Here is a 16,005-nt window from a genome sequence, read left to right on the forward strand (position 1 = left end):
TCAAATAGGCGAAAACAAATTCGCGATGTCGAACTAAATGACGGCATCGACGAGATAGCGGGAGAGTGGCCTTGTCCGACGTGATCGTTGCCCCGGAAACGCGGGACCTTGAGGAACTGGCCTCGCGGCTCGAAGACTGGCTGTCGGGCAAGCTCCCCGGCGCGAGCGGCATCACCGTCACCAACCTCGCCTATCCGCGCGGCGCCGGGCAGAGCCACGAAACGGTTCTGTTCGACGCGCACTGGAGCGCGGGTGGGCGCGAACATGCGCAAGGCTGCGTCGTGCGGATCAAGCCGAAGAGCTTCACGGTCTTCCCCGACAACCTGTTCGACGAACAGTACCAGGTCATGAAACTGCTCGCCGAGGAAGGCGAGGTCCGCGTGGCGAAGCCGCTGTGGTTCGAGGAGGACCCCGGTATCCTCGGCAACGCGTTCTTCGTGATGGAGAAGAAGCAGGGCCGCGTCCCCGTCTCGATCCCGCCCTACGCCCGCGAGGGCTGGCTGCGCGACGCCTCGCCCGAGCAGCGGCGGACCTTGTGGCAGGGCGCGGTGGAGCAGCTTGCGCTCGTCCAGCGCGTGCCCGTCTCCAAGGTCGGCTTCCTCAAAGGCGCCCCTGGCGCGGAGCAGGGGCTGGCGCAGGAGTGGGACAAGTACCAGCGCTTCACCGCCTGGCTCGAGGAAACGGCGCCGCAGCCGGTGCTGCGCGCCGCGCTGGCGCGGCTCGAGGCCGATTGGCCGCTACACGATCCGGAAGGCCTCGTCTGGGGCGATGCGCGGATCGGCAACATGATGTTCGACGCGGATTTCCGGGTCGTCGCGGTGATGGACTGGGAGCAGCCATCGCTGGGCGGGGCGCTGCACGACCTCGCGTGGTTCTCCACGCTCTCCGAGACCATGCACGGCAAGAGTTCCACCCACGGCGCCTATCTCGAAGGCATGGGCACCCGCGACGAGACGGTGGCTTTGTGGGAGCAGATCAGCGGCAAGTCGGCAGAGGGCCTCGCTTGGTACGAGGAATTCACCCACTTCAAGATGACCTGCACGGGGGTGCGCCTCGGCCACCTGCGCGGCACGCCGATGATGGACGAGGCGGCGATGCGGCGGCGCCTGAAGGTGGCGTGAGGGGCAGGCGGGCGTGATGCAGGAAGATCGGCGCGCGCGGGGTAACGTTGCGCCGCGCCGCGTTTGCGGGTAGGGGCTCTGCATTCGCCTGGACCCGGTGCAATTCCGGGTGGCTATTCCGGCCGCCGATCCGCCGGACAACGCATTTCGCACGCCGATCCGAAGCCGCCCTGCATGGCGGGGTCCTTTGCGAATTCTGCGGACACGCACATCCATGAACACGACACGCCTGGCCCGGTACCGCGCTGAATGGTTCAGCGACGCCGGCAGTGCCCGCCGCGACGTCCTGGCCGGCATGGTCGGCACCTTCGCGCTGATCCCCGAGGTCATCGCCTTTTCCTTCGTCGCCGGCATCGACCCCGAGGTCGGCCTGTTCGCCTCCTTCGTCATCGGCATCGTCATCGCCTTCGCGGGCGGGCGGCCCGCCATGATCTCGGGCGCGGCCGGTTCGGTCGCGCTGGTGGTGGCCTCGCTGGTGCATGGCCATGGCCTGCAGTACCTGCTGGCGGCGACGCTGCTGGCGGGCCTGCTCCAGATCGTCTTCGGACTGCTGAAGCTCGACGTTCTGCTGCGGTTCGTGTCGCGATCGGTGCGGACGGGCTTCGTCAACGCGCTCGCCATTCTGATCTTCTCGGCGCAGGTGCCGCAGATGCTCGGCGTGACATGGCACACTTACGCGATGATCGCCGGCGGCCTCGGCATCATCTACCTGGTCCCCCGCCTGACGACGGCCATTCCTTCGCCGCTGATCTGCATCGTCGTGCTGACCGTCATCAGCATCGCCTTCCCGATGCCGATCCATACCGTGGCGGATCTCGGGCGCCTCCCCGCCTCTTTGCCGGGCTTCCACATCCCCGATTTCCCGCTCGATCTCGCCGCCTTCCGCGTGGTCGCGCCCTATGCCTTCGCGATGGCCGCCGTCGGACTGCTGGAATCGATGATGACCGCGAGCGTGGTCGACGACCTGACCGAGACGACCAGTTCGAAGGCGCGGGAATGCACCGGCCTCGGCCTCGCCAATGTCGCGGCGGGCCTGTTCGGCGGCATCGCCGGGTGCGGCATGATCGGCCAGACCGTGGGCAACGTGCGCTACGGCGGCCGCGGGCGGCTCTCGACGCTGGTGGCCGGCGTCTTCCTGCTCGTGGTCATGGTGCCCCTGCGGCCGTGGGCCGCGCAGGTGCCGGTCGCGGCGCTGGTGGCGATCATGATCATGGTGTCCGTCAGCACCTTCGCCTGGGGATCGCTGGCCGACCTCGCCAGGCATCCCAAGGTGTCGGGCGTCGTCATGCTCGCCACGGTGGCGGTCACGGTCGCCACGCACGACCTTTCGGCAGGCGTCGGGGTCGGGGTGCTGCTGAGCGGGGTGTTCTTCGCCTTCAAGGTCACCAAGCTGATGCACGTCCGGGATGCGTTCGACCCGGCCACCCAGACCCGGACCTACACCGTCTCCGGCCAGGTCTTCTTCGCGAGCGCCGAGATCTTCGCCGATCGCTTCGACTTGCGCGACACGGCACGAAACGTGCACATCGACCTCACCGCGGCGCATCTTTGGGATGTGACGGCGGTCGGGGCGCTCGAAGAGGTCGTCACCCGGATGCGCCGCCACGGGATGCAGGTCGAGCTGGTGGGCCTCAACGAGGCCAGCGCCGTGCTCGTGGACCGGCACGCGCCGCTGGTGCGCGATGCGGCCGCCTGACCCGGCCGCACAAAACGCAACGCCGGGCTCTTGACCCGTCCGTGCCGGCGGGGCACCCAAGCGCCATGACCAAAAAGACCAGGAACGTCGCGAGCCTGGCACTGACCGCGCTCGCATTCGCCATCGCCGCTCCCCAGGCTGTCCTTGCGCAGGACGGCGGCGCGCTCACCGACACCATGATGAACGAGCAGGTGAAGTCCTACGACTGGGTGAGGCCCCAGGCGGACTACGTGCGCAAGGTCGTGATGGTGCCGATGCGCGACGGCAAGAAGCTCTACACCGTCATCGTCTACCGCAAGGGCACCACCGACGGCCCAATACTGCTCAGCCGCACCCCCTACAACGCCGACGGCATGACCAGCCGCAACCGCAGCCAGAAGATCGAGGAAATCCTCCCCGTCGCCGACGCCGAGTTCGTCAACGACGGCTACATCCGCGTCTACCAGGACGTGCGCGGGCTCGACGGGTCCGAGGGCGACTACGTGATGAACCGGCCGCTGCGCGGGCCGCTCAACAAGACCAGGGTCGACCACGCGACCGACGCCTACGACACCATCGACTGGCTGGTGAAGAACGTAAAGGAGAGCAACGGCAAGGTCGGCATCACAGGCTCGTCCTACCTCGGCTTCACTTCGCTGATGGCGCTGGTCGATCCGCACCCGGCGCTCAAGGCCTCGGTGCCGCAGAGCCCAATGGTCGACGGCTGGATGGGCGACGACTGGTTCCACAACGGCGCCTTCCGCACCTTCGGCTTCGACTACGACCTCGGCCAGACGGTCAAGACGGGCGGCGGCGCGGTGCCGCGCGGGACCGGCGACGACTACAGCGCCTATCTCGCGGCCGGCTCGGCGATGGACTACGCCAGGGCTTACGGTCTCACCGACCTGCCGGTGGTGCGCAAGGTGCTCGAGCATCCGAGCTACGACGCCTGGTGGCAGGGGCAGGCGGTCGACAAGCTGCTGGCGCAGCGCAAGCTGACGGTGCCGACCATGCTCGTCGTCGGCCAGTGGGACCAGGAGGACAGCTACGGCGCCCCGGCGGTCTACCAGGCGCTCAAGGCCAGCGGAGCCGACAACGTGAGCCTGGTGATCGGCCCCTGGCGCCACTCCCAGGTGAACTACGAGGCGCGCTCGCTGGGGGCGCTGAAGTGGGAGGGCGATACCGGCCTGCAGTTCCGCAAGCAGTACATGAAGCCGTTCCTCGACTGCCACCTCAAGACCAGTGCGCCGGCCTGCGATACGCCGCCGGTGCTGACTTACGCGACCGGCGAGAACCGTTGGGAAGTGTCGCAGCAGTGGCCGGCGGGCGCCTATACCCCGCTCTATCTCGGCGCTAACTACGCGCTATCGTGGTCCAAACCGCAGGCAGGCACCGACGCCTACGTCTCCGACCCCGCGAAGCCGGTGCCGATGCTGCCGCGCCCGATCACGATGTCGGGCGACGAGTGGAAGACCTGGCTCGTCCACGACCAGCGTTTCGTCGACGGGCGCACCGACGTGCTCAGCTACCAGACCGGGGTGCTCGACAAGCCGCTCCACATCAAGGGCGCGCCCAAGGTGGACCTGCGCGCGGCGACCAGCGGGCGCGACAGCGACTACGTGGTGAAGCTGATCGACGTCTACCCGGCCGAGAACAGCGCCGATCCGACGATGGCCGGCTACCAGCTCGGCATCGGCATCGAGATCTTCCGCGGCCGCTACGTGAGCGGTTTCGACAACCCGCAGCCGCTGGAGCCGGGCAAGGTCTACGACTTCAAGTGGGCGCTGCCCAACGTCGACCACGTGTTCCTGCCGGGCCACAAGATCATGGTGCAGGTCCAGTCGAGCCTGTTCCCGCTCTACGACCGCAACCCGCAGAGCTGGGTGCCATCCATCATGGAGGCGAAGCCTAGCGACTATGTGAAGGCCACCGAAACGATACACTGGGGCGGCGACTCGGCCAGCGCCGTCTGGCTGCCGGTCGCGCAGGACTGAGGCAGGGGAGATCCACTCCCCGCCCGATACGGGGAGTGGATTATGGCCGGAGCATTCGATCTGTCGGGGCGCGTGGCGCTCGTCACCGGCGGGGCCAGCGGCATCGGCGCGGGTATCTGCGAAGTGCTCACCGAAGCCGGCGCGTGGGTTGTCATCGCCGACCGTGACGAAGCCGGCGCGCGCGCCTGCATCGAGGCGGGCACGGCCGCGGACCATGTCGCCGTCGACCTCACCGACGAAGCCTCGATCGTCGCGGCCTGCGCCGCGGTGGTGGAGCGGCACGGCGCGCCGTGGCTGCTGGTCAACAACGCCGGGCTCCAGCACCGCGAGATGCTGCTCGACGCCACCGCGGCGCACTGGGAGCGGATCAACGCCGTCAACGCCCGCGCGCCGTTCCTGATGATCCGCGAGGTCGCGCGCGCGATGATCGCGGGCGGGGCGGCCGGAAATGACGGCGGCCGCATCGTCAACTGCGCTTCCTCTGGCCTCGTCGGCCAGTTCGTCCAGGGCCTCGCCGCCTATACTGCGAGCAAGGGCGCGATCGCTGCGCTGACGACCGCCGCCGCGTTCGAGCTGGCGGAACATGGCATCACCGTCAACACCGTGCTGCCCGGCGGGGTCGGCACCCCCGGCGCGATCGGCGCGGAAGGCCCGCCACCCGTCGGCCCCGGCAACCGCCGCCCGCCGCTCGGCACCTGTACCCCGCGCGACATCGCCTCCGCCGTGCTCTACTTCGCGACCCCGATGGCCGCGCGCGTGACCAACCAGGTTATCGCGGTGGACGGCGGCTTCACGGTCACCTGAGCAACGCAAAAGGGCCGCACCCTGCGGCGCGGCCCTTGTCGTATCGTATCGCGAAGGAGCTTACTTCGGCGGCATGCGGATCGCGCCGTCGAGGCGGATGCACTGGCCGTTGAAGTAGGTGTTGCGCGCCAGTTCCAGCACGAAGGAGCCGAACTCCTCCGGCTTGCCGAGGCGGCGGGGGAAGGGCACGGCCTTGCCGAGGTTCTCGTAGACCTCCGGGGCGTGCTCCTTGACGCGCAGCATCGGCGGGGTGGCGAACGTGCCCGGCATGATCGCGTTGACGCGGATGCCGAGGTCCATGAGGTCGCGCGCCATCGGCAGGACCATCGCGTTCACCGCGCCCTTGCCGCCGCCGTAGGCGACCTGGCCGACCTGGCCGTCCTGCGCCGCGGCCGAGGAGGTGAGAATGATCGCCCCGCGCTCGCCGTCATCGTTCAGCGGTTCGGCATTGGCCATACCCAGCGCCGCGATCGAGGCGACGCGGTACGAGGCGGTGAAGATGCCCTCGGCCGACTTGGAGATCTGCTCGGTCGCGGTGCGCTTGTAGGCGCCGGTCTTCTTGTCGAACGAGACGGTCTTGCCGCCGCCGGCGACGATCGCACAGTGGACGACGATCCGCTCCTGTCCGTGGGCCGCGCGGGCCTTGGCGAAGCCGGCCTCGACGCTGTCCTCGTCCATGATGTTGACGTTGCAGAAGATGCCGCCGATCTCGGCTGCGAAGGCCTCGCCGGCTTCCTCGCTGATGTCGAAGATGGCGACCTTGACGCCCGCGTCCGCCAGCGCCTGCGCACTGGCGCGGCCCAGGCCCGAGGCGCCGCCGGTGACGATGGCGGCCAGCGTGTTGTCGATCTGCATTGGAATGTTTCTCCCCGAACTCTGCTCGAATCGTATGCTGGTCTCGCTACCGCAGGGAGTGGACACATGTCGAAACGCCGATGCTAACCCACTGCAAGTATCGCCCCTGCGGAGGCGGCGCGCTCTCACTGGTCCGCATCGGCAATCGCGCTTGCACGCGCTGCCGATGCTCTTGCGCCTCCGGGCGAGCGCGCCTTGGATGGCGTCGCGAAAGAGCGAAGTTCAACGATACGGAACGGATGAGCGATGGCCGAAGGTGACGTCACCCTGGATACCAGCGATGTCGACAAGTGGGTGGGCAAGCCCGTCATCTTCGCGGAGTTCTACGACCCCTGCAACGCGACCGACATCCGCCGCTGGGTGCAGGCGATGGACTACGCCAACCCGCTCCACTGGGACGAGCAATATGCGCGGGCGAGCAGGTTCGGCGGCATCGTCGCGCCGCAGAGCTTCACCGTGGCGATGGACTACGGCCACGGCTGCCACCCCTCCTGCGTGGGCAAGATCCCCGGCTCGCACCTGATCTTCGCGGGCGAGGAGTGGTGGTTCTACGGCACCCCCGTCCGCCCCGGCGACAAGCTAACGCAGGAGCGCAGCTTCGCCGGCTACAAGATCTCCGACACCGCCTTCGCCGGGCCGACGATGTTCGCCGACGGCGACACCGTTCACCGCAACCAGCACGGGGCCCTCGTCGCCAAGGAGCGCGCGACCTCGATCCGCTACCTCGTGGAGGAGGCCGCCAGGCGCAAGGTCTACGACAAGGGCAACGTGCCGCCCAAGCTGTGGTCGCGCTCCGAACTGGAGGAAGTGGCGAAGGTGCGGCTCGACTGGATCCGGGCCGGGCGCTCGGGCGTCTCGCCGTCATGGAGCGAGGTCAAGGTCGGTGACACGCTGCCGCGCCGCGTGATCGGCCCGCACAGCCGCGTGACTTTCGCGCTCGAATGCCGCGCGCACCGCCAGAACATCTGGGGGACATGGCGCTGGAACGTGCCCGAAGGCGTCTACGATCCCGCGACCGAGGACGCCGGTTTCGCCGACGACATGTCCTACGACTTCGAGGCCCGCAAGATCGATCCCCGCCACGGTGACGGCCTGTTCCACGGCCCCAGCTCCGGCCACATCAACGCCGAGAAGGGCGAGAAGGTCGGCATGGGCGGGGTCTACGGCTACGGCTCGTCGATGAACGCCTGGCATCTGGATACGGTGGCCTACTGGGCGGGGGTCGACGGCTTCATCTGGCACTCCAAGACCCAGTTCCGCAGCCCCGCCTTCGAGGGCGACGTGACCTACGTGGACGCCGCCGTGGTCGACAAGCAGGAGACCAGCGCGTTCGGCCTGCCGGTGGTGACGGTCGAAACCCGCATGACCACGCAGGAAGGCGCGACGATCCTCAAGGGCACCGCCACCGTCTCGCTGCCGCGCTGAAGGGAACCGCCATGGCCGACCGCGAGGACATCATCGAACTGCTGAACCTCTACGGGTTCGCCATGGACACCCGCCGCTGGGACCTGTTCGACCGGATCTTCACAGCCGACGTCGACGCCGACTACGGCCCGACCTCCAGCTGGACGGACCGCGAGCGGTTCAAGGTCGATTTCGGCTCGTTCCACGAACTGTTCGACGCCACCCAGCACATGATGACCAACCACCTCGTCAAGGTGGAGGGCGACCGCGCCTCGGCCCATACTTACGGCAGCTGGCGTCTCATCCGTCACGCTGCGGGGGATCCGCCGGTGTGGGACGGCACCGGCTATTACGACGATAGCCTGGTGCGCACCGCCGGGGGATGGCGGATCGAAAAACGCACCTGCCGCGTGGTGTTCTGGACCGGCAACCCGCGCGTCCAGACGCCGCTGGAGGATATGGTCTTCCAGCTCGACCTCGTCTCGCTCCACGAGGAGGAGCGGGCCGGGCGCATCGGGTTTGCCCGTGCGCTTGGGTGAGGGATGGAAGCATACACCTCCCAAACCCGTCGTCCCCGCCAAGGCGCGGACCCGCTTGTTCTTTCGGCCTCGCGTATGAAGCGGGCCCCCCGCCTACGCGGGGGCGACGGAGTGTTGTAGCGGCCGCCTAGCCAGAGGAGCACCGGGGGGACGCACGCCGATATCGCCCCGCCGGTTCGACAACGATACGACCTTGCGGGACAACCGCCGGGCACTGGGGAGAGCCTGAATGTCCACGAGCTACACCGGCGAACTGCGCCGCAACGTGCGGCCGCTGATCGCCGCCAGCCTGGGGTCGGGCACCAGCCTGCCGCTGTTCGCCTATACCAACAGCGCTTTCGCGCCGCACCTCGTGCGCGAATTCGGCTGGTCGCGCTCGCAGTTCGCGCTCGTCGGGCTGACGATGCTGACGACGATCTTCATCCTGCCCTTCGTCGGCCGCTTCACCGACCGGCTGGGCGTGCGGCGCATGGCGCTGCTGGGGACGCTGGCGATCCCGCTGTGCTTCATCGGCTATTCGACGCAGAACGGCAGCTTCGCCTGGTTCCTCGCTGCCTCCACCGCGACGCTGGCGGTGGGCAGTCTGACCAGCACGCTCGTCTACACCCGCCTCATCGCCGAGAACTTCGAGAAGGCGACCGGCCTCGCGCTGACGATCGTCAACTGCGTGCCGGCACTGCTGGCGATGGCGCTGGTGCCGCTGACCAACTGGTGGATCGAGGCCATCGGCTGGCGCAGCGCCTACCTCGTGCTCGGCGCGATCGCATTGTTGGCGGGGCTGGCAGCGGTGCGGATGATCCCCAAGGGCACCGGGCCGGGGCACGAGGCGGGGCCGGGGGCCAACCTGCCCGACCTGCCGGCCACGGCCGAACTCCACCGCCCGGCGCGCGGCGACTATGGCACGATCCTCAGGAGCCCGGTGTTCTGGACGATCTTCGCCGCGATGTTCCTGTGCCTGCTGCAGACCCCGCTTCACGCCTCGCAGATGAACCTGATGCTGGTGGACAACCATATCTCCGCGCAGACCGCCGCGAACATCGTGACGATCTACGCGGCGGGCACGGTGATCGGCCGCATCGCCTGCGGCCTCGCGCTCGACCGTTTCGCGACGCCGCTGGTGACGAGCCTGTCGATGGTGCTGCCCGCGCTCGGTTTCTTCGTGCTGGGGACGAGCCACGATTCGGTGCCGGTGATCGGCGCCGCCATGTTCCTCGTCGGCCTCGCGGTGGGGGCGGAGAGCGACCTGATCTCGTACCTCGTGGCGCGCTACTTCAGCTTGCGAATCTACAACACGACGCTCGGGCTGGTCTACACGGTGAGCTTCCTTGCCTCGGCGCTGGGCGCGCTGGCGATCAGCCGCACGCTCGCCGCCTACGACAGCTTCGCGCCGTTCCTCTACGCGGTGTCGGGCTCGATCGCGGTGGGCGCGCTGCTGTTCCTGTTCCTGCCGTGGTCGGCGGACAGGCCGAAGGTCGGTTGACGGGCGGCTGAGCCGGTCAGCCCGGCTTGTTCTGCGTCTCGCCCGTTTCGAGGTCCAGTGCGGCGATGCCCGCTTCCGCCGCCGTCGCTTCGGCGATGAGCGCGCGCAGCGCCGTGGCGGTGTCTCCCAGCAGGCGGCTGCTGATCGGCAGGTCCCCATTCACGAAGCGCCGGAGCGCCCGCTCATCAATGCCGAGACGGCGCGATGCGGCGGTCGTGCCGCCGAACACCTGGATGCAATGGGCGAAGTGGTCGCGCGTATCCTGGATTGCGGACGATGCGGTCATGGGTTCTCCTCTCACCCCTCTCGGCGGTGAAGTGCTGGCTGGGGCGGCAGGATACGAAATTCCGAAACAAGTAATTGGATATGATCTATATACTGATTTTTTTAATTCATTAATACCAACTATAATCACAAAATGACTGTGATCATAACTGGGATTCATTGTGCGCTTGTGATACTCAGCAACCGTAATGTCAAGATGTTCAATTGGTATATTGTGGTTGGCGCTGTGGAACTCGATCAGCGCAGCTTTTCCCGCTTAGCGACGCCGCTCTGCTAATTATTTAAGCTTGGCGATACATCGTGCTGCAGGTTGGCAAGTCGTCCCCATGCGGGTAGTTCGTAGCGGAAGTTCATTGCCGAACAAAATGGTGTTCTGGCAGGTGTCGACCAACATATGCTGTTCAGCGGCGAACGAACCAACGCCAGCTTCTCCCAAGAGCGGTCGGCCGGCCTCGGGACCGCCGATATGTTCATCTGCCATGCTCCAGCGAAGGAAGCTCGGCGATTTGTGGCGCCCAAAATGACGCAAACGTTACGAAGACTGCAGGGTGAAGCGGATAACTGAATAGATACCCCTGCATGAGGTCGCAGCCGATGTTCTGCAAGTTTGTTGCCTGTACAGAGGTCTCGACCCCTTCCACAATGCACACCAGGCCAAGCGAACTGCAAAGGTTGAGGACTGCGTGGATGATCGATACGCTGTAGGTGTTATCAAGGTCCAAGGCGAAGCTTCGATCAATCTTGACCTTGTCGAGCGGCAGGCGATGGAGATTGCTCAGGCTAGAATACCCGGTACCGAAATCGTCGAGTGCAACCTCCATGCCCAAGGCGCGAAACCGGCGGAGCGCATTGATTGCTGCGTCAAGGTTTCGCATTACTGCGGTCTCAGTCACTTCGATACATAGACGGCCGGGATCGACCGGCGAGCGGTTGACCATGTGGAGAATCGCATTGACCGTGTCAGCGCACTGCAGATCGCAAGCAGACACGTTTACGGAAAGGCTTCGGCCGGCCGGCAGAACTTCGAGCAGTTCCAGCGCGCGACGCATTGCGTTTCGCGTGAGGATATGAATCAGAGCGCTGCGTTCCGCTATTTCGACAAAACGCTGTGGCTGGATGACCCCCAGTCGTGCACTCGTCCAGCGCGCCAGGAGTTCGCCGCCCACTATCGCGCCGGTCCTCATCGAGACGATTGGCTGTACGTCAAACTGCAATTCGCTTTCAAATGCGCTGGATTGCAGTTCGGCCTCGATAGTGTGGTCGTCCGTTACCCGCCGGTCGAGCTCCGGGCTGAATAACACAGGGCGGCCAGTTCTCTCACGCTTTGCGTGGTAGAGCGCATGGTCCGCTCGCTTTGCAAGTGCAAGCGGGCTCAGCTCGGCATCGACAAACGCTCCCAGCCCTATGGATGCCCCGACGCTCACTTGGCGGTCACAAATCCGCATCGGCGTCGCCACTACTGCGCACATCCTCTCGGCGAGCTGAAATGCTGCTTCCGCATCCAGCCACAGGATGATGGCGAACTCATCACCGCCGATGCGATAGAGTGTGGCAGCGGTCCCTGCCGTGTCGCGAAATACCTGAGCGACCTCCACCAGCAAGCGGTCTCCGACCAGGTGGCCAAAGGTATCATTGACTGCCTTGAAGCGGTCCAGGTCCACCAATCCCACGGTCATCGCGTTGAGGTTCGCCGGCGTGGCCGCAGTCTCCAGATCGGCGTAGAATCGCCGCCGGTTGTAGAGTCCCGTAAGCTCGTCGCTGTCGGCTAGCAACCGCGCCTCGCGCTCCTGCCGGCCCGCTTCCGCTGCGGTGTAGGAGTGCTCCGCCAGTTGCACGTTGAGATGTCGAACCCGGCGCGCGATCATCGCCGCGATGGCGAGGAACAAGACGATGCACAAGCAGATGATCGGCATCGCTTCGCGAACCGCCAAAGAACCCGGAGCGAGGCGCTTCCAAGCGATCGTGCCAATGTAAGCTCCCGACCAGTCGCGCACATCGGTCGACGCCTCGTCACGCGAGGCCTTGCCGTCAGGGAGCCATCGCAGATCCCGCAAGCCGAAGCCCTTCGCCCATTCTGCCAGCAGTTTATGGTCGAGCAAACGTATGTCGACGAAAATGCGGTAGGACGACATGTCGAGCGTTGCGGGGCCTCGTTCCCGCACGATCGGGGAGAAGGCAATCAAGGCCGGCGTTCCCCCCGCCTTTCCAAGAAGTACGACGGCGTCGCCCCGCAGTCTGACGGCGGCTTCGTTGACAGGAACTCTGGCAAGCAAAGCTTTCAGCGTGCGCGATCCGATCAATTCAGCAAGTGGCGGTTCCCGCCCTTCTGGAAGATGCGCAAACAATGTGCGCCCGTGTGCATCAATCACGTAACCCGTGCCGATGGGGGTCCCCCACTGCGATGCTATCCATGGATCCTGCATAGAGCCGTAAGCATGGGTGAACGCATCGTCCCAATGCGCGTTGATGTAGGCTTCGTTGCTGATACGCGAGCGTTCGCGGTCGATGGCCCCAGATATCGAGATCGCTGCCAGTTTATCGGCGTGGTCATCGGCGTGAGAGACGAGAAAGCTTACGATTAGCGCTGAAGTCAACACCGAGAGAAATATCAACACAGTCAACAGCGCAGTGTTAGACGAACTGCCGGCTCGCGATATGCGCAGCGCAACGCGGTATGCTTTCCTAAGCGCGGCGTACAATGTTGCCATCGACCTAAACTGGCTGAAACGCATTAACGGGGAGTAAAATTCCTACTCCTGAGCGCACGTCTGAAAATTCGATCCAGGCGAAGCTCCCGTTTTTTCTAAATTACTTCGCTTGCAAAGCGCCCAGCGAAAGCCTTCGAACCACCTCCTGCTATTTGGCTAAAGATGGGCTGCCACTCCGGCCCCGGGTTTGAATCTTTGTGAGCTCACACTCGCGATCGCGCCGGGCGCTCACGGTAAATTGCTCCGCTTCCAGACCGGACGAACCGAAGTCAAAATGCTACCTGGCCATTCGACTTCGACAGAAGCTCAATGGGCGATCCATGATCCCTCCACACGAAACGATCACGATGGCGGCTTCACGAGTAAAGGAAGTCACCATGCGAAGGAACAGCAATCCCGCCCTATCGCTGGTCTGCGCCCTGATCCCTCTGGTCGTCATCGGGTACGCGATGTGGTGGGGGCGCTGAGTGTCATGGGGCCAAGCCGCTATCGTGTCACCCAGCCCTTCAAGCTGGACGTCTTCGGTTGTTTGGAAAGACCGAGTGCATTGTTTCGGAGATGCACTTCTCTCCGGGCGCGAACCGAGTAGCTGGCACTTTGCAACAGCGTTACAATCCCCCGGTCTGTGATAAGATCGTGACCCCGGAGGATGCCGGCGGCACGTCGCAGGAGAGCACATGAACGATATCACCAGCGAATTCGAAGCGCATGATTTCTTCCGCAGCGATCGGTTCATCGACGATCCCTACGGCTACTTCGATTACCTGAGAGACCAGTCTCCGGTGGTGCGCGAGCCGCATCAGGGGATCGTCATGGTAACGGGCTACGCCGAAGCGCTCGAAGTCTACAACGATCCCGCGCGGTTCTCGTCCTGCATGTCGACGACGGGGCCGTTCGCGGGTTGCCCCATCCCGCTGGCGGGTCACGAGCAAGAAGATATTTCCGAACTGATCGAAACCTATCGCGACCAGACGCCGTTCAGCGACCAGCTCCCTACCATGGATCCTCCGACGCACTCGGCCCACCGGGCATTGCTGATGTCGCTGATCACACCGAAGCGCCTCAAGGAAAATGAGGCGTTCATGTGGAAGCTGGCCGATCAGCAGATCGACACGTTCCTTGCCCGCGGCGAATGCGAATTCATGGACGACTTCGCCCAGCCTTTTGCCGTGCTCGTCGTATCCGATCTGCTCGGCGTGCCGCCCGAGGACCGGACCGAGTTCCGCAAGCACCTGATCCGCGTGGAGCAGGAAAGTGGCGGAGCCGTGGTCGGCGGCACGGACGGGGAGGTCAACCACGGTCCTCTCGTGTGGCTCTACGATAAGTTCTCGAACTATATCGAGGACCGCAGGGCAAATCCCCGGGAGGATATCCTGACCGGGCTCGCCAGGGCCACCTTCCCCGGCGGCGAGGTGCCGGAGCCGCTCGACGTTGCCCGGATCGCCGCCAATCTGTTCGCGGCCGGCCAGGAAACCACGGTGCGTTTGCTCAGCTATGCGTTCAAGGTGGTGGGCGAACGTCCCGACCTTCAGAAGCGCCTGCGCGAGGATCGCAGCCTCATCCCCAATTTCGTCGAGGAATGCCTGCGGATCGAGGGGCCGGTAAAGGGCGACTTCCGATTGGCCAAGAAGCCGACGAGCGTCGGGGGTGTCGATGTCCCCGCCGGTGCCTTCCTCTATATCGCCAACAGCGCCGCCAACCGGGATGCGCGCAAGTTCGAAAACCCCGGCGAATTCGAACTGGACCGGAAGAACGCCCGCCTGCATGTGGCCTTCGGCGCAGGCCGCCATGCGTGTCCGGGCGCTCCCCTGGCGCGCGCCGAGGCGGTCGTCAGCCTCAATCGCATGTTCGACCGGACCAGCGACATCCGCATCTCGGAGAAGGTCCACGGGCCCGCCGACGCGCGGCGCTACGGCTATCTGCCCACATTCATCCTGCGCGGACTGACGCATATCGCGCTGGAGTTCGATCCGGTGGAGGCTGGCCCGCGATGAATGTCCATGTCGACACGGACCTCTGCGCAGGTTTTGGCATCTGCGTGGGTATCTGCCCCGAGGTGTTCGAACTGCACGACGACGGCTACGCCACGGTGCTGGTGGGCGAGGTGCCGCCGGAGCTCGAGGATCTGGTGCGCCGGGCGGCGAGCCAGTGCCCGGCACAAGCGATTTCCATAAGAGGCGACTCCTCACCAGATTGAGCCCGGTCAAACACCTATCCAACGAAACGTCGAAGGCCAATTCGACTGCCGATATCAACGGAGGAGAGCCTGAGGATGTGGCAACGTCGTAAGCCTAAGGGGATCCGGCAGCATTAATATGGGCGCGCAGGCTGTCGGAGGCCTGCGCACTCCGGCTCGCGCACACCTGCATAGCGTTCACAAAGTGCCGTTGCGCGCCTCGGTGGTGAAGAAGATCGCAGGTTGTGTGCGATCGATGCATGGTCGTGTCGATGATGCTCAAACGACCTTTGCGAGCAGGCTAGGCGGGTTGGCTCAGCGGCGCGTCTTCATGCTTCTGGCCACACGTTATCGCGCTCAGCATCGACCCCGTCGTTTGCGATCGACGTCAGCACCGATCGGGCGGCCCGTTTCCGAAGAATTCTCCAACGTCGCACCGGCAAAGCCCCACCTGAATGACGTGCAGCGCCTCGCGAAAGCTCCGCCGGTCCGATCGTCCGTTGGCGCGTCCTCGACATGGGATTGCCCCTGAAGCGTCCAGCGCAGGCATGTTCAGCTGGCCATAATTGCTCCATCGCCGCTCCACATGCCGTGTCTAAGAGGCAGGTCGGTTTTCAACGTGACTGGAAAAAGCGATGCATGCGGACCTTGCGAGAATCTCTATTGAAGCAGCGTCACGGTCCGAGTTCTGGAAAGCGCCAAAATCGCCAGCAGCCTCGCGTCGACGATCGCCACTGTGGCCGCTCACGGCAGGACTGGCTGCCGGTTCGATACTTCTTCTATCGGGTTGCGGGCTGGCGACATTGCCGGTCAAAGCAGTGAGCAAGACGGTCGATTGGACGACCACCAGCCAGGACGAAGCAGATCGTAATCGCGGGCGAGAGATGCGCAAACGCGATGAGGCCTATAGTGAATGCGCGCGGCGGCACTTGTCGGACTGCTAGTTACGCGCCTCGTACTCCTA

Annotated in this window: 12 protein-coding genes and 1 other annotated feature; of the genes, 9 read left to right on the top strand and 3 right to left on the bottom strand. The window is 65.1% G+C overall.

What is annotated here, in order from left to right; all coding sequences use genetic code 11:
- Positions 1-65 precede the first annotated feature (65 nt).
- From AC07M9_RS03965 to AC07M9_RS03980, 4 genes are all read left to right on the top strand, one after another.
- Positions 66-1,121 (top strand): phosphotransferase family protein, encoded by a 1,056-nt coding sequence (locus tag AC07M9_RS03965; protein ID WP_494881483.1) that lies wholly within the window; start codon positions 66-68, stop codon positions 1,119-1,121.
- Between the two features lie 87 nt (positions 1,122-1,208).
- Positions 1,209-1,264, top strand: a sequence feature (sul1 is cis-regulatory element that is thought to sense ions involved in sulfur or methionine metabolism; They are found in Alphaproteobacteria).
- A 71-nt stretch (positions 1,265-1,335) separates the two neighbouring features.
- Complete coding sequence (locus tag AC07M9_RS03970) at positions 1,336-2,817, top strand: SulP family inorganic anion transporter (protein ID WP_494881485.1); 1,482 nt, start codon at positions 1,336-1,338, stop codon at positions 2,815-2,817.
- A gap of 65 nt (positions 2,818-2,882) precedes the next feature.
- On the top strand, positions 2,883-4,790 hold the full coding sequence (locus AC07M9_RS03975; protein ID WP_494881486.1) for a CocE/NonD family hydrolase: 1,908 nt from the start codon (positions 2,883-2,885) through the stop codon (positions 4,788-4,790).
- A 42-nt stretch (positions 4,791-4,832) separates the two neighbouring features.
- The gene (locus AC07M9_RS03980) at positions 4,833-5,594 is read left to right on the top strand and encodes an SDR family NAD(P)-dependent oxidoreductase (protein ID WP_494881488.1); all 762 of its coding nucleotides are present in this window, start codon (positions 4,833-4,835) and stop codon (positions 5,592-5,594) included.
- 60 nt (positions 5,595-5,654) lie between these two features.
- Here the strand turns inward: AC07M9_RS03980 and AC07M9_RS03985 are convergent, their stop codons facing one another.
- Positions 5,655-6,449 (bottom strand): SDR family oxidoreductase, encoded by a 795-nt coding sequence (locus AC07M9_RS03985; protein WP_494881490.1) that lies wholly within the window; start codon positions 6,447-6,449, stop codon positions 5,655-5,657.
- 246 nt (positions 6,450-6,695) lie between these two features.
- On the opposite strand from AC07M9_RS03985, the gene AC07M9_RS03990 reads away from it, so the two are divergent.
- From AC07M9_RS03990 to AC07M9_RS04000, 3 genes are all read left to right on the top strand, one after another.
- Complete coding sequence (locus AC07M9_RS03990) at positions 6,696-7,874, top strand: FAS1-like dehydratase domain-containing protein (RefSeq protein WP_494881491.1); 1,179 nt, start codon at positions 6,696-6,698, stop codon at positions 7,872-7,874.
- Between the two features lie 11 nt (positions 7,875-7,885).
- Positions 7,886-8,392 carry a nuclear transport factor 2 family protein gene (locus AC07M9_RS03995; protein ID WP_494881493.1) on the top strand — a complete coding sequence of 169 codons (507 nt, stop codon included), beginning with the start codon at positions 7,886-7,888 and terminating at the stop codon, positions 8,390-8,392.
- Between the two features lie 229 nt (positions 8,393-8,621).
- Positions 8,622-9,872 (top strand): MFS transporter, encoded by a 1,251-nt coding sequence (locus AC07M9_RS04000; protein ID WP_494881495.1) that lies wholly within the window; start codon positions 8,622-8,624, stop codon positions 9,870-9,872.
- Between the two features lie 16 nt (positions 9,873-9,888).
- On the opposite strand, the gene AC07M9_RS04005 is transcribed toward AC07M9_RS04000, so the two are convergent.
- Both AC07M9_RS04005 and AC07M9_RS04010 read right to left on the bottom strand, forming a co-directional pair.
- A complete protein-coding gene (locus AC07M9_RS04005) occupies positions 9,889-10,158 on the bottom strand; it encodes a hypothetical protein (RefSeq protein ID WP_494881497.1) in 270 nt (89 codons plus the stop codon).
- Positions 10,159-10,627: 469 nt separating this feature from the next.
- Entirely contained in the window at positions 10,628-12,889 is a 2,262-nt protein-coding gene (locus tag AC07M9_RS04010; RefSeq protein ID WP_494881499.1) for a putative bifunctional diguanylate cyclase/phosphodiesterase, read from the bottom strand.
- Positions 12,890-13,647: 758 nt separating this feature from the next.
- Between AC07M9_RS04010 and AC07M9_RS04015 the strand changes: the two genes are divergently transcribed.
- The gene (locus tag AC07M9_RS04015; RefSeq protein ID WP_494881501.1) at positions 13,648-14,859 is read left to right on the top strand and encodes a cytochrome P450; all 1,212 of its coding nucleotides are present in this window, start codon (positions 13,648-13,650) and stop codon (positions 14,857-14,859) included.
- Entirely contained in the window at positions 14,856-15,062 is a 207-nt protein-coding gene (locus tag AC07M9_RS04020) for a ferredoxin (RefSeq protein WP_494881503.1), read from the top strand. The genes AC07M9_RS04015 and AC07M9_RS04020 overlap by 4 nt, the downstream gene beginning before the upstream one ends.
- The last annotated feature ends 943 nt before the right edge of the window (positions 15,063-16,005 follow it).

It is taken from the genome of Novosphingobium sp. GW821-FHT09E05 (assembly GCF_059416165.1).

What these genes read in the sequence shown, in the direction of transcription:
- AC07M9_RS04005 (WP_494881497.1), bottom strand. Translation starts at nt 10,158, where the DNA reads ATGACCGCATCGTCCGCAATCCAGGATACGCGCGACCACTTCGCCCAT.
- AC07M9_RS04020 (WP_494881503.1), top strand. Translation starts at nt 14,856, where the DNA reads ATGAATGTCCATGTCGACACGGACCTCTGCGCAGGTTTTGGCATCTGC.
- AC07M9_RS04010 (WP_494881499.1), bottom strand. Translation starts at nt 12,889, where the DNA reads ATGCGTTTCAGCCAGTTTAGGTCGATGGCAACATTGTACGCCGCGCTT.
- AC07M9_RS03990 (WP_494881491.1), top strand. Translation starts at nt 6,696, where the DNA reads ATGGCCGAAGGTGACGTCACCCTGGATACCAGCGATGTCGACAAGTGG.
- AC07M9_RS03985 (WP_494881490.1), bottom strand. Translation starts at nt 6,449, where the DNA reads ATGCAGATCGACAACACGCTGGCCGCCATCGTCACCGGCGGCGCCTCG.
- AC07M9_RS04000 (WP_494881495.1), top strand. Translation starts at nt 8,622, where the DNA reads ATGTCCACGAGCTACACCGGCGAACTGCGCCGCAACGTGCGGCCGCTG.
- AC07M9_RS03995 (WP_494881493.1), top strand. Translation starts at nt 7,886, where the DNA reads ATGGCCGACCGCGAGGACATCATCGAACTGCTGAACCTCTACGGGTTC.
- AC07M9_RS03980 (WP_494881488.1), top strand. Translation starts at nt 4,833, where the DNA reads ATGGCCGGAGCATTCGATCTGTCGGGGCGCGTGGCGCTCGTCACCGGC.
- AC07M9_RS03975 (WP_494881486.1), top strand. Translation starts at nt 2,883, where the DNA reads ATGACCAAAAAGACCAGGAACGTCGCGAGCCTGGCACTGACCGCGCTC.
- AC07M9_RS03970 (WP_494881485.1), top strand. Translation starts at nt 1,336, where the DNA reads ATGAACACGACACGCCTGGCCCGGTACCGCGCTGAATGGTTCAGCGAC.